Below are 13,684 nucleotides of genomic sequence, written 5' to 3'. Positions count from 1 at the left end.
GGATATGCTCGTCGATAAACATCATGGAGACGAGGATAATATCGCCTTTCGCGATGTCGCGATGACACGCTTCAAGCGACCCGGCCTTGTCAGCCCAGTCGGTGGCGGCATGCATGACAAGTTCAACACCGGGCGTTTCAATCGCTAAGGTATCAGATGCACGCTGAACCAAAGTACGCAAATGGTTGTCGAGCGTGACGATGACAACGCGCACAGTCTCGCCCTCGCCCTTGGCGCGCAGGCCATGGCTGGCGCTAGCGGGCGAAGTGGCTTTTGGCATCGTAAAGCGCTTCAATGGAGATGGTCTCTAAGCCCTGCTCGGCCGCGTAACGTTCTGTGTTACGTTTGGCTTTGCCCCGGACGAAGAAGGGGATTTTCGACAATTCTTTGGTGGCTTCTGGGCTCCAATTGAGAACGCTGATGGTTTCTTGGATTGCGACCTGTGCCGCCACGGGAGCGGCTTCAGGCTCTGGCATTGGCTTGGCCGCTGCCTCGACCTTGGCATGACCACCGAGATGGGAAGGCCCGGCTGCATCATTGAACTCGAAGTCCTCACGGAACATGGTCAGCAAATGCTCTTCCAAACCCATCACGAGAGGGTGGACCCAGGTGTCGAACAAGACATTCGCGCCTTCAAAGCCCATCACCGGCGCATAGCGGGCGGGGAAGTCCTGCACATGGACGGGTGCTGAAATGACCGCGCAGGGAACGCCGAGGCGCTTGGCGATGTGGCGTTCCATCTGCGTGCCCAGAACCAGTTCTGGCTGCAGGGCGGCAATGGTTTCTTCGACCAGTAAATAATCGTCGGTAATCAGGGCTTCGACGCCGAGCTCCGCCGCGCAAGCCCGCACGTCGCGTGCGAATTCACGATTATAGCAGCCAAGGCCAACAACTTCGAAGCCAAGTTCTTCTTTGGCCACGCGGGCTGCAGCCATGGCATGGGTGGCATCGCCAAACACAAAGACGCGCTTGCCGGTGAGATAATTGGAATCAACCGAACGCGCCCACCACGGCATGTGGGAGCCATGCTGAGACAGCACCGGCTCAGGGTCGACGCCAGCCAGTGCGGCCACTTCACGAACAAATTCGCACGTCGCTTGGAAGCCCATTGGTATCGTGCGAACGGCCTTTTGACCATACTGGCGCTCTAACCAGCGCGCGGCAGTGTCGGCAATTTCAGGATAGAGGACGACGTTAAAGTCGGCTTGGGGCAAACGGCGGATATCGTCGGCTGTGGCACCCATCGGGGCGGCGACGTTCACATCAATTCCTAGTTGATTGAGCAATCGGGTGATCTCAATCACGTCATCGCGGTGCCGGAAGCCCAGAGCCGTCGCGCCCAAGATGTTACAGCTCGGCTTAGCGCCTTCAGGCTTTGGGGCCGGAGCTTGTGTCGCCAAACCGCGGACGATTTGATAGAAAGTCTCTGAAGCGCCCCAATTTTCCTTTTTTTGATAGGAAGGCAGTTCAAGCGTGATGGTTGGGACCGGCAGGTTCAAGGCGCGCGCCAAGCCGCCTGGATCGTCTTGGATCAATTCGGCGGTGCACGAGGCACCCACGAGCATAAGATCGGGATCGAAGCGCTCAAAAGCGTCGCGCGCGGCTGTTTTGAAGATTTCAGCGGTATCGGTGCCAAGGTCACGTGCTTGGAAGGTCGTGTAGGTCACCGGTGGACGCGCTCCACGGCGTTCGATCATCGTGAACAGAAGGTCGGCATAAGTGTCGCCTTGGGGTGCATGCAAGACAAAGTGGACACCCTTCATGGCAGTCGCGATGCGCATCGCCCCGACATGAGGTGGTCCTTCATATGTCCAAACCGTCAACTGCATGGGACTAAACTTTCAACACAGAGCGGCGATACAAGGGGCGTGCAAACAGGCCAGCCAAATCGCCGGCGCAATCAAATCCATGAACCGGTGAGAAGACGAGTTCGATCGACCATTTGGTCGAAATGCCTTCCATTTCGAGTGGGTTGGCGAGGCCCATGCCGCAGACAACCAAGTCCGGCTTTGCCGCGCGACACCGATCGAGCTGACGATCAACATCTTGGCCTTCACTCAAGGTGACGGTCTCGGGCAGATAATCCATCTCAGCGCTAAGGAGCTGGCGATTGAGGTAGGGCGTGCCGACTTCGATCAGCTTCATATCCAGTTCCCGCGACAGGAAGCGCGCGAGGCTGGGCTCCATTTGCGAGTCTGGGAAGAAGAAGATGCTTTTGCCAGCCAAATGCACTTTTTGCGCTTCCAGCGCACGCTTGGCCCGCTCACGCCCTGGTGCCACAACCGCCAAGAAATGAAGCTCTGGAATGCCAAAGGCATCGGCAGCAGCTTTCAGCCAATGGGTTGTGCCTTCTGCGCCGAACGGAAATAGCGCAGGCAGGTGTTGCGCGCCGCGTTCGATCAGGGCACGGGCCGTCTCACCCAAAAAGGGCTGCGCCAGCAGAAATTTCGTGTTTGGCCCAATCGCAGGAATGGATTGCGAATTGCGTGGTGGAAAGAAAGCAACAGGACCAATGCCCAACTGATTAAACAGCCGGGCAAATTGATCTTCCACGATATCGGGCAAGGTGCCGACGACCAAGAGTGAGGCAGGCGCTTCTTCGGAGGCGACCGGTGCTGCTGGAATCATCGCAACCAAGCACGCATCTTCACCTTGGGTGAAAGTCGTCTCGATGCCGCTACCCGAATAATTCAGGACCCGAACCGAAGGGCTGTGCTTTTGGGTCAACCGCTCTGCGGCGCGCGATAAATCCAGTTTAATGACTTCTGAAGGGCAGGAGCCGACCAAGAACAGCAATTTGATGTCGGGACGACGCGACAGAAGCCTGTCCACCACTCGGTCAAGCTCCTCGTTGGCATCGACCAGACCGGCTAAATCCCGCTCTTCCATGATGGCTGTGGCAAAGCGAGGCTCAGCAAAAACCATCACGCCAGCGGCGGATTGGATCAAGTGCGCGCAGGTCCGCGAGCCAACGACGAGGAAAAACGCGTCTTGAATCTTGCGATGCAGCCAAACAATGCCAGTAAGCCCGCAAAACACTTCCCGTTGGCCCCGCTCCCGCAGAACAGGGCGCGCCTCGGTAGTGGGGCTTATCAACGTGACCGCGTCGCTCATGCTCAAGACGCCCGATCTGTGTCGCTTTGGGCGTGCTTCGTATGGGTGACCGAGCTAGAGCCCGCATGGGCGGGCCAAGGATTGGCGAATTGCAAAAGACCCTCAAGCCAACGGACTAGAATGGGAGTGGAGGCCTTTTTCCGCTCGGAGGCTCTACTGACGGAGGTCTCAGAAACACGCCATTCGTGTGAGTTAGAAGGCTGCATCAACATCGGAATTCTCCAGCAGAAAACGGACCTCAGTTAAGGTCATCCGGCAAGGTATGCCTCCCTCCTGCATCTTGTCAATAGAAATAGACGTCCAAAACTTTTGACAGTCACAAAACGAACAAACCCTTGCAATTTGTTCCCGTGGTGAGACAGTCATAATTGATGCGGGTAGCAGATGAGGTTAGGGTGGAATCTTCGACAAGTCGTGCACCGGGCGTTGGGTCAGACGATCCGAGGATTAGTCAAGCGCTAAACACCCCAGCCCCCGCACGCACGCTCTGCACCGATTGTGGGATCTCGCGGACGTCAGACCCCAAACGCTGTGGGCGGGCATGCCAATTCATCAGCCCAACCTATCCAGAGCTGGAAACCCGAGTGCATGGGCGCGCCCGCGATACGGCCGCTGGCGACGAATTATTCTTTGGCCCTGTGAAGGCGATGTATCAAGCCAAGCTGAACGCCCCTTTGCCTGGCGCGCAATGGACCGGGATCACCACCCGCCTCGCCGAGCGCTTGCTGGAAACCGGCGCGGTCGACGCGGTTCTGACCATGAAGCCCGATCCGGAAGATCGTTGGCGACCTGTGCCCACTTTGGTGACAGAAGCTTCAGAGCTTGCCCATTGTCGAGGTATGCGCATGGGCTATGCGCCTTTATTGGCTTTGCTAGAGCCTGCACTTGAGTTGGGCTATAAGCGCCTCGCGGTGATTGGCATTCCCTGCCAAGTCTATGCTTTGCGTGCACTGGAAGCCGAACTTGGGTTTGAGCGTCTCTATGTGATCGGCACGCCCTGCTCAGACAATACGACCACCGAAAGCTTCCATCAATTTCTGGACCTGTTGTCGGATCAGCCCAAGACCATCAGTTATTTGGAGTTCCGGGCGGATTACCATGTCGAATTGCGGTTTGATGACGGTCACAAGCAGGTCATTCCCTTCCTGCAGCTGCCAATCTCAAAACTACCCCCGGACTTTTTCCCGCTGACCTGCCGGACCTGTGTCGACTACACCAATTCGCTGGCCGACATCACAATTGGCTATATGGGTGGCCAAGGCGAGCAGTGGTTGCTGGTTCGCAACGAACGCGGTGAGGAATTGCTCTCGCTGTTAGGCGATGAAATCGCCCTGACGGCACCGACCAGCCATGGCAAACGCGCCAGCGCGGTAAGGGGCTTTAAAGCCAATGTTGAGCGCGCAGCTGGTGGGCTGCCCCTGCGCGGCATGCCAGATTGGGTCAGGCCCTTGGTGGGCTGGCTGATGCCGAGAATAGGGCCTCGCGGGTTGGAATTCGCCCGGACGCGGGTAGAAATGAAGGCCATTGAAACAGTGCTTCACCTACGCCGCGAAGAGCCGCAACGCATGAAAAACATGATCCCTGACCATGTCTGGCAATTGACCGCACCCTATGGCCTCACCTCTGACAGCCAAGAGCGCAAGCCAGTTGATGAGTCAGGTGCTAAGGTTCAATCTGCGGCGGAGGCAGATGCCTAAAGCCAACCCCTTCCTTTTGGAGCCTTTTTGATGCGTATCGCTTTCCCTTTCACAGCCATTGTCGGCCAAGATGACATGAAGCTGGCCATGCTGATCGCAGCCACAGATCCTGGCATTGGCGGGGTTATGGTGTTTGGCGATCGCGGCACGGGCAAGTCGACCGCAGTCAGGGGCTTGGCCGCCCTTTTGCCGCCGATTAAAATGGTCAAGGCCTGTCAGTATCATTGCGACCCACGCGCGGACAAATCCTCTTGTGCCACGGGCTGTATCCATCGTCTGGAAGGCGAGATACCCGACGTGGGCGAGATGGCGACGCCTGTGGTCGACTTCCCCTTGGGCGCAACCGAAGACCGCGTCGTCGGTGCACTCGACCTAGAGCGCGCGTTAACCCAAGGCGAAAAGCACTTTGAGCCGGGCCTCTTGGCCCGCGCTAATCGTGGCTTTCTTTATATCGACGAAGTCAATTTGCTCGATGACCATTTGGTCGACCTGCTTTTGGACGTGGCCGCCTCAGGCGAAAATGTTGTCGAGCGGGAAGGCCTTAGTGTGCGCCACCCGGCCCGCTTTGTCCTGATCGGAAGCGGCAACCCGGAAGAGGGCGAGCTGCGCCCGCAATTATTGGATCGGTTTGGCCTATCGGTGGATGTGAAAACACCAGACGACTTGGCTATGCGCGTCGAAGTGGTGCGCCGCCGCGATTCCTTTGACCGCGATAGTGCGGGCTTTGCAGCCCGTCAGGCTGAAGGCGAGGCAGCTGTGCGGGAGAAGATTGTCGCGGCACGTGGTCGCTTAAGCGACATTGAAACCCCTGATGCTTCTCTGGAATGGGCGTCGCGCCTGTGTATGGCCGTTGGCGTGGATGGGTTGCGCGGCGAGCTGACTTTGATCCGCGCCGCACGCGCCGTTGCTGCCCTTGAAGGCGATACACGGGTGGAAGACCATCATTTGCGCGGGATTGCGGTGATGGCCCTGCGCCACCGCCTGCGCCGCAACCCCCTCGATGAAACCGGCTCGTCCACCCGGATTGAACGCGCCATGTCAGACCTGTTTGGATCATGACCGCCGAGGCGCAAGCCGAAACTGTGCCCTGCGCAGCCTGGCCGGAAGCCTTGTTGATCGCCACCTTGTTTGCGATGGACCCCCATGGATTGGGCGGCATCTCGATCAAGGGTCGAGGCAGCCCATTCTTTGATGCTTGGCTCGATCTGTTAAAAGAGCTTTTGCCAGAAGGGGCACCCTTGCGCCGTTGCCCGGTGCAGACGGGTGACGACCGGCTATTGGGTGGCCTCGATCTCGCAACCAGCTTGGCCATGGGCCAACCCGTTGTCCAGCGCGGCCTGTTAAGCGAAGTTGATGGTGGGGTGCTGGTACTGCCCATGGCAGAGCGCTTGAGTTCTGCCACCGCCGCAAGGATCGCTGCCGCGTTGGATGAAGGCCAGTTCCAGCTGGAGCGCGATGGGCTGACATCGCTTCTGCCGGCGCGCTTTGGCTTGATCCTGCTGGATGAAAGCATGGGCCCAGAAGAATCCCCACCGTTTGCACTTTTAGAGCGGTGTAGCTTCCGCCTCGACGGCAATGGTCTGGGCCTTGGTGATCTGGCAGGGGACGGGGCAAGCCTTGAAGATATCGAGCGCGCCAAGAACGCGTTGCCAGAGATTGGGCTTGCGTCAGAGTCGCTCCTCGAGGCCATTTGTGAGGCCGCCCAAGCTTTTGGCTTGAACTCTGCCCGGCCAGCGCTTTTGTGTCTGCGCGTCGCTCGCATGGTTGCGGCTCTAGACGGCAGGAAAGTCGCCAATTTGGGTGATGTCACTTTAGCTGCACAGCTGGTACTAGCACCCCAAGCCCTGCAATTACCGCCACCGCCTGAAGAGCCTCAGCCCGACGATTCTGACCAACAACCTGAAACCCAGGACGAAGCAGAACAAACTGAGGCAGAGGCGGACCCAACGCCGCCTGCCGAAACTCCACCGGACTCTCAAACTGAAGCAGAGCACAAAAGCCCACCCAATCCCAGCGAAGTTCTGGTGGATGCCGTCAAATCTGCCCTGCCAGCTGAACTCATCGCAGCACTGGGGAGCCAAGCAAAACCCAATCGCCAAGGACGGGCGAGCGGCAGTGGCGGCGGCGCCCTGCAAAAGTCACCGCTGCGTGGCAGGCCCATTCGCTCTCGCAGCGGTACCTTAAAGCCCGGTGAACGCCTCAACATCATCGAAACCCTGCGCGCCGCAGCACCTTGGCAGAAGCTGCGCCGTCGTCCGCAAGCCGACGCGGCGCTGGAAACAGGCAAAAAGCGCATTGAAGTGCGCAAAAGCGACTTCCGCATCCGTTGCTTTGCCCAGCCCAAAGAGGCGACCACAATTCTGGTCGTCGATGCGTCTGGCTCTTCGGCCTTTCAGCGCCTTGCCGAAGCCAAAGGGGCGGTGGAGCTGTTGTTAGCCCAGGCCTATGTCGACCGCAGCCGGGTAGCCTTGGTCGCTTTCCGCAATGAGGCGGCTGAGATCCTGTTGCCGCCTACACGGTCCCTGGCACGGGCGCGTCGACAATTATCCGATTTGGCAGGCGGGGGCGGCACGCCCTTGGCAGCGGGCATAGATACGGCCCTGTTGCTGGCGCTGGCAGAGAAGGCCAAGGGCCGCACGCCGCGCCTTTTGTTTTTGACCGACGGGCGCGGCAATATCGGGCGCGAAGGCAGGGCTGGCCGCTCGGCCGCAATGGCCGATGCACTATTGGCGGCGCGCGCCGTAGGGCTGGCAGAGATTGCGGCGGTACATATTGATACCTCGCCCTTCCCGCGCCCCGGCGCACGCGAATTGGCCGAGGCAATGCGGGCGATTTATGCGCCCTTGCCCTATTTGAACGCGCAAGCCATTAGCGCCATTTGAAGCGCAGTGGACGTTAGGCCAAACCCTATGTCATAGGGTTCTCTTCTAAGCTTTTGGGGAAAGCTGAGCCATGGCTGTTGGATTTACCGCGTTAGACTGGGCGATTTTGGGTGGCTATGTCGCTATCATCGCCATTGCAGGTATTTTGGCGACCAATAGCAAAATGGCCAAGGCCAATGATTATTTTTTGGCCGGCAACACCATGCCGATCTGGCTGGTTGCCATCTCCGTCCTCTCCACCAGCCAATCCGCTGCAACCTTTTTGGGTGCGCCAGATTCCAGTTATCGCGGTGACTTTACCTATTTGGGCAGCAATATTGGTGCGGCCTTGGGCGCGATCATCGTCGCCCTTGTCCTGATGCCGCGCTTTTATGCCATGCAGGCAACAACCGTCTATGAACTTCTCGAAAAGCGCTATGACCGAACGGCCCGACAAGCGGCAGCGGGCATGTATCTGGTAGGCCGCGTGCTTGCCAGCGGTTCGCGCCTTTATCTCGCCGCCATCGCCGTCTCCATGATCATGTTTGGCGACATTGCGCCCGACCATATCGTCCAAGCCTCGCTTCTGCTCCTGGTATTTGGCCTGATTTTCACCTTTATCGGCGGCCTGAACGCCATCATCTGGAGTGATCTGGTCCAAGTCGCGATCTATGTGACCGCTGCGCTGACTGTAGTGGTGTTCCTTCTGATGAAAATCCCCGCTTCGGGGGTCGAGATTTGGCAAGGCCTGGTACAGACGCCAGAGGGCACGAATAAATTGCGCCTGATCGATTTCAGCCTGGATTTCAGCGCACCCTTTTCTTTCTGGGCCCTGATTACCGGGGTGGCGATCCTGAACGCCTGTAACTTTGGCCTCGACCAAGATACCTCCCAGCGCTTATTGGCCTGCAAGGATGCCAAGCAAGGCAATCGAGCCATGTTTGTCTCGGTGTTCGCCACGATCCCGGTCGTGCTGATCTTCATGACCATCGGGTCTTTGCTCTATGTCTTTTACCAGCGCCCCGACTTGATGATCCAAGAAGGCAGCCAAGCCGTGATGACCAAGTTTGATGGGCAAGACATCACGGTCTTCATGACCTTTATCCTGACCCAAATGCCGCCGGGTCTGCGCGGCTTTGTGACCGTAGGCGTGATTGCTGCGGCCGCCGTCAATTCGGGTCTGATCTCCATGTCATCGGTTTTGGTGCAGGATTTTTATCGACCTTGGCGCGATAAGCGCGGGCCAAAACCTGAGGCGCATTATGTACGCGCAGGCCAATTGGGCATGGTAGTGCTGGGCCTAGCCTTGTTTGCCATGTCGATCCTGTGTTTCTATTGGCAGCAATATACCGACACCCCGCTCTTGACCTTTGTGCTGTCGGTCATGACCTTTGCCTATTCGGGCCTGTCGGGCGTCTATATCACGGCAGTCTTCACCAAGCGCGGTTCTACCCCCAGTGTCATTGCCGCCTTGGTGGCAGGCTTCGTCACCATCCTGCTGCAGCAGGCCTATATCGTCGACTTTTTCGGCCTCCCGCCCGCTTGGAAGAGCCTCGCCTTCCCGTGGCAATTGTGCATTGGCACCACGGTTGCATTTTTGGTGTGCCAAGTGGGGCAGACCAAGAAGCCTGCCCCGAGTGTGGCGGTTTAAGACCAGAAGCCGACCGCAGCTTTGGTGTCTTTCAAGATCGGCTGGGCAATCGCATTGGCCCGGTCCGCGCCTGCGCGCAGGATCGCATCAATCTGGGCAGGGTCTGCCAAGAAATTGGCCATCGAGGTCATCGTGGGCCCAAGGGCTTCCACCGCCAGATCGGCCAGGCGTGGCTTGAAGGCGCCAAAGCCTGCGCCGACAAATTCCGCCACGACCTGTTCTTTGGTTTGGCCGGAAAGGGCGGCATAGATGCTGACCAGATTATCAACCTCTGGCCGACCCTTCAATTCATCGACATGGGACGGCATGGGCAGGGTATCGGTTTTTGCCTTTTTGATCTTCTTGACCATCAGATCGACCGAGTCCGTCATATTAATCCGGGAATTATCGGCCGGATCAGACTTGGACATTTTCTTCGACCCGTCTTGCAAATTCATCACGCGCGCGGCCGGGCCGCCAATGATGGGCTCTGGCAAGGGGAAGAAGCCATCGACCTTGAAGTCCGAATTAAAACGGGCAGCAATATCGCGCGACAATTCAAGATGCTGCTTCTGGTCATCGCCCACCGGCACATGGGTCGCCTTATAAGTCAGAATGTCCGCTGCCATCAAAACGGGATAGTCAAACAGGCCGACTGAGCTGCGCTCGGCATTCTTGCCAGCTTTGTCCTTGAACTGGGTCATGCGCTCCAACCAGCCCATGCGCGCAACGCAATTGAGGATCCAAGCCAGTTCTGCATGGGCAGAGACGTTCGACTGCACGAAAATCACCGAGCGAACGGGATCAACGCCCGCAGCCAGATAGGCAGCGGCCACTTCGCGGGTCTGAGCGCGCAGCTTTTCTGGGTCTTGCGGTACCGTGATGGCATGCAAGTCAACCACACAATAGATGCAATCTGAACCGGGCTCGTTCTGCAATTCAACGAAGCGCTTGATCGCGCCCAGATAATTGCCCAAATGCAAATTTGCGGTCGGTTGAACGCCGGAGAAAACCCGCTTTTTCTGTATGTCGGTCATGTCCGTCTTCTTACTCTAAAACTCATCTTGCGTTGAAACGGCAGAAGAGCCTGCTGGCTTTTGCAAAGCCAACTTAATGTCTGCCATCGTGACGGCCCGCACAAGGAAGGCGACTGCCGCATAAACGATCATACCCACCAAGCAAACCAATAAAGTCGCCACTTCCTTACCAAATACCAGTCTGGCTTCAAACCAGCCCTCGATGGGCACCCGGTTCAAGGCGGCAAAGCCTAACACGGCGGCCATGACGGCTGTGGCGACAACGATACGGAGAAACTTGCCAAGCACCCAAGGTTCTGGTCGCCAATTTCGCTCGCGTAACAAAGTCGCCGCCAGCAAAAGCGCATTGACCCAGCCCGAAACGCTCGCCGCGATGGCGAGGCCAACATAGCCCGGCAAGTCCATGGTCCGAAGTCCAAAAAACAAGGAAGCCCCCAATCCGATGTTCACTAATACGCTGACTAGCGCGAAATTCATCGGCCTTTTGGTGTCGCCCCGCGCGAAGAAGGGTGGAGCCAAAATGCGGATCAACACAAAGGCGGGCACACCCCAACCATAGTGAAACAAGGCGTCTGCCGTGGCCCGGGCATCGTCTTCGCTAAACTGACCACCAGCCCAGAAGCCCTGCATCAGGAAGAAGGGTGCGACAACCAAGGCAGCGGCAGCAGGCAGGGTAAAGGCCATCGACAGAACAAAGGCTTCGTCCAGAGCTTTGGTATCGTCGCCAGTTTCAGGACTTGCAACCGCGCGTGCAAGCCGCGGCAATAAAGCCACTCCGATAGCCACGCCGATAAGACCCAAAGGCAGTTGAAACAAACGGTCTGCCGCATAAAGCCAGGATTTGGCACCAACCTCAAAACTGGACAGCGACTGGCTCACCAAGACATTGAGGTGGGTCGCACTTCCTGCAATCACAGACGGTATCATCACCGTAACAATGGCTTTCACTTCTGGCGTGAGACGCGGGAGGCGAAAGCCGATCTGGACCCCAAGCCGTCGGCAGCCGATGTAAAGGGCGGTGGCCTGCAGGAAACCCGCGATCGTAATGGCCACGGCTGCATTAATGGCCGCTTGGTTGGGGTCTCTGACAAAGACCACTGCTGCCAGAATGGTCAGGTTTAAAAGTGTCGGTGCGGCGGCAGATAAGGCGAACTTGCCAGCCGTGTTGAGCACGCCTGAGAATAGGGAGCTCATCGCCATGCCAACAAGGTAGGGCATGGTGATTTGGGTCAAGAGGATGGCGAATTGGAAAGCCTGTGGCTTATCGGCGTAGCCACCGTGAATCACCAGCATGATCCAGGGCATCGTCAGTTGCGCCAAAATGGTCACCAATGCCGCGACCAAGGTCAGCACCGAGAAAGCTTGGCTTGCCACTTCGGCGGCTTTATCCTTGCCAATCTCGGCCTGCGTCTTGGCATAGAGCGGCACAAACGCCTGACTAAAGGCCCCTTCTGCAAGGATCCGCCGGAAAAGGTTCGGGAAGGTTTGCGCCGTCGCGAAAGCATCGCCCACCCAACCAGCGCCCAAAAGGTTAGAGATCGCGCGGTCGCGGGCATAGCCCAAAAGGCGGCTCAATAAGGTGAAACCGGCTTGAACAAGGGTATTGCGGGCAAGCGACATCGACAGATTAGCTCCAGTTGCGTGCACCACTAACCTGTGCGGTTGAATTGCGGGAGGGTGGCTGCTGACATTGACCAAATTCAGGCAATTATCTTGCGCAAACAAGGTTTTTTCACCATGGTTGAGGCATGAATATGCCCACACCAAGTTCGTCTGCTTCCCTCCCCACCGATATGACGGCGCTGCGCGAGGCGATTGATGCCATTGACGGGCAACTGGCACGCTTGATTGCGCAACGTTCCGGACTGGCGCGGGCGATTGCTGAAGCTAAAAAGTCGGCAGGGGATTCAGGCTTTGGCTGGCGCCCGGCGCGCGAGATCGACATTTTGCGCGGGCTTATTGTGCGCGAGCCAGACCTCGACCCGGCCTTAGCCGCTGCCGTGTGGCGGGCTCTGATTGCGGCCAATCTGGCCGCCCAAGGTGGTCTAGATGTTGTCACCACGCTGGAAGCGGCCCCCTGGGCCAAACTTGCCTTTGGCTCGGCCAGCGAGACCCGCATCCTGCCGGCTACCGATGCTTTGATGGCTGCAAAGCAAGGGCCCAGAACCATTGCCTGCCTGCCCTGGCCAGCAGCCGCGCAGAATTGGTGGGTGGATCTAATGGATGTGAGCCTTGCAGGGGTACATGTCTGCGCGGCGAGTCCCCAAATTGTTGCCGATGGTGCGCCGGCCTCCCTCTTGCTCGCCCATCGCGCCCCGGAAGCTTCGGGCGGTGACATCAGTCTGCTGGCCGGAAGCAAAGCCGCATTGGCAGGTTATGGCGGCACGCGTTTGAGCGAACAGGGAGACCTCGCCCTTATTCAATTGCCGGGCTTTTTGGACCTCGACGAGCCTTTAGAAGTAGGTGTCCGCCTGATTGGCTGCTTTGCCTTAGCCTAAAGGTCCGGTTTCATAGAAGACGTCGGTTAGATACAGGCCGTCACTGGGGGCGACAGGGCCACAGCGTTTGCGGTCGCGGGCTTCCAGCGCATCGCGAACATCGTCCGGGCTCCATTTCCCGCGACCCACTTCCGACAACGTCCCCATCATCGAACGAACTTGGCGGTGCAAAAACGAACGGGCCTGAACGCGCGCTTGTATCTCTGGCCCGAAGACGCCCTCAACCCGATAGAGCTCAAACCGGCTCAGCGTCTTGATCGGACTTTTCGCCTGACAATCGGCATCGCGGAACGTGGTGAAGTCATGGGTCCCAAGAAAATGATTGGCTGCTTCTTGCATGGCACCCACGTCATGGTGCTGCGAGACGCGCCACACCCGCCCAAGCTCCAACGTCAAGGGCGGACGACGATCGACCATGCGGAACATATAACCGCGGGCTTGCGCGGAAAACCGCGCATGAAAACTGTCGGGAACAGCCTCTGCGGCCCGTATCGCCACCGGGCCATAGTCACGCATCCACGCATTCAAGGCTTCTTGTAACCGAAACGGTTCCCAATTCTTTGCCAAGTCGACATGGATCACTTGACCCGTTGCATGCACACCACGATCGGTGCGCCCAGCGGCATGGGTTCGGCGCAATTCGCCCTCCAACGCGACGATGGCGCGCTCCACCGTGTCTTGCACGCCTTTGCCATCCGATTGGCTTTGCCAACCGGCGAAATTGGTGCCGTCATATTCTAAGGTCAGTTTCCAACGCTGCATCAGAAGCGTTTAGCGCAGCATTTAGCCGCTTGCGAACCCCCTTGCTGCGTTGACCTTTTGGCTTGGTCAGCCTAGCGCAGAGAAA

General features: G+C 58.0%; 11 protein-coding genes. 5 read left to right on the top strand and 6 right to left on the bottom strand.

The genetic code is table 11. The features are described 5' to 3' along the window. The 3 genes from ACIQ20_RS05830 to ACIQ20_RS05820 form a co-directional block, all read right to left on the bottom strand. Positions 1-280: DUF3479 domain-containing protein (locus tag ACIQ20_RS05830; RefSeq protein ID WP_395778301.1), on the bottom strand; the 280-nt coding region annotated here is incomplete at its 3' end. After that, positions 255-1,829, bottom strand: coding sequence for a ferredoxin:protochlorophyllide reductase (ATP-dependent) subunit B (bchB, locus tag ACIQ20_RS05825; protein WP_395778299.1), 1,575 nt, complete (start codon positions 1,827-1,829; stop codon positions 255-257). The genes bchB and ACIQ20_RS05830, both read right to left, overlap by 26 nt. Positions 1,830-1,833: 4 nt before the next feature. Beyond that, positions 1,834-3,114, bottom strand: coding sequence for a ferredoxin:protochlorophyllide reductase (ATP-dependent) subunit N (locus tag ACIQ20_RS05820; protein ID WP_395778297.1), 1,281 nt, complete (start codon positions 3,112-3,114; stop codon positions 1,834-1,836). A gap of 395 nt (positions 3,115-3,509) precedes the next feature. Here ACIQ20_RS05820 and ACIQ20_RS05815 point away from each other — a divergent pair, with 395 nt between their 5' ends. The 4 genes from ACIQ20_RS05815 (at position 3,510) to ACIQ20_RS05800 (ending at position 9,323) form a co-directional block, all read left to right on the top strand. Further along, a complete protein-coding gene (locus ACIQ20_RS05815) occupies positions 3,510-4,811 on the top strand; it encodes a Coenzyme F420 hydrogenase/dehydrogenase, beta subunit C-terminal domain (RefSeq protein WP_395778295.1) in 1,302 nt (433 codons plus the stop codon). A gap of 30 nt (positions 4,812-4,841) precedes the next feature. Beyond that, positions 4,842-5,870 (top strand): magnesium chelatase ATPase subunit I, encoded by a 1,029-nt coding sequence (bchI, locus tag ACIQ20_RS05810; protein WP_395778293.1) that lies wholly within the window; start codon positions 4,842-4,844, stop codon positions 5,868-5,870. Then, positions 5,867-7,693 (top strand): magnesium chelatase subunit D, encoded by a 1,827-nt coding sequence (locus ACIQ20_RS05805; protein WP_395778290.1) that lies wholly within the window; start codon positions 5,867-5,869, stop codon positions 7,691-7,693. The genes bchI and ACIQ20_RS05805 overlap by 4 nt, the downstream gene beginning before the upstream one ends. A gap of 70 nt (positions 7,694-7,763) precedes the next feature. Then, the gene (locus ACIQ20_RS05800; protein WP_395778288.1) at positions 7,764-9,323 is read left to right on the top strand and encodes a sodium:solute symporter; all 1,560 of its coding nucleotides are present in this window, start codon (positions 7,764-7,766) and stop codon (positions 9,321-9,323) included. Here the strand turns inward: ACIQ20_RS05800 and trpS are convergent. Together trpS and murJ are read right to left on the bottom strand one after the other, a co-directional pair. Then, positions 9,320-10,339 (bottom strand): tryptophan--tRNA ligase, encoded by a 1,020-nt coding sequence (gene trpS, locus ACIQ20_RS05795; RefSeq protein WP_395778286.1) that lies wholly within the window; start codon positions 10,337-10,339, stop codon positions 9,320-9,322. The two genes, ACIQ20_RS05800 and trpS, sit on opposite strands and share 4 nt — an antisense overlap. Positions 10,340-10,354: 15 nt before the next feature. After that, a complete protein-coding gene (gene murJ / locus ACIQ20_RS05790) occupies positions 10,355-11,959 on the bottom strand; it encodes a murein biosynthesis integral membrane protein MurJ (protein WP_395778284.1) in 1,605 nt (534 codons plus the stop codon). A 128-nt stretch (positions 11,960-12,087) separates the two neighbouring features. Here murJ and ACIQ20_RS05785 point away from each other — a divergent pair, with 128 nt between their 5' ends. Then, positions 12,088-12,837 carry a chorismate mutase gene (locus tag ACIQ20_RS05785; protein WP_395778282.1) on the top strand — a complete coding sequence of 250 codons (750 nt, stop codon included), beginning with the start codon at positions 12,088-12,090 and terminating at the stop codon, positions 12,835-12,837. Here ACIQ20_RS05785 and truA read toward each other — a convergent pair. Next, positions 12,829-13,599 (bottom strand): tRNA pseudouridine(38-40) synthase TruA, encoded by a 771-nt coding sequence (truA, locus tag ACIQ20_RS05780; RefSeq protein WP_395778280.1) that lies wholly within the window; start codon positions 13,597-13,599, stop codon positions 12,829-12,831. The genes ACIQ20_RS05785 and truA overlap by 9 nt on opposite strands. Positions 13,600-13,684: the final 85 nt, after the last annotated feature.

Origin of the sequence: Aquidulcibacter sp., from assembly GCF_044346625.1 — a bacterium.
Taxonomy (GTDB): domain Bacteria; phylum Pseudomonadota; class Alphaproteobacteria; order Caulobacterales; family Aquidulcibacteraceae; genus Aquidulcibacter.
This window is presented reverse-complemented; position numbering and strand designations above follow the sequence as displayed.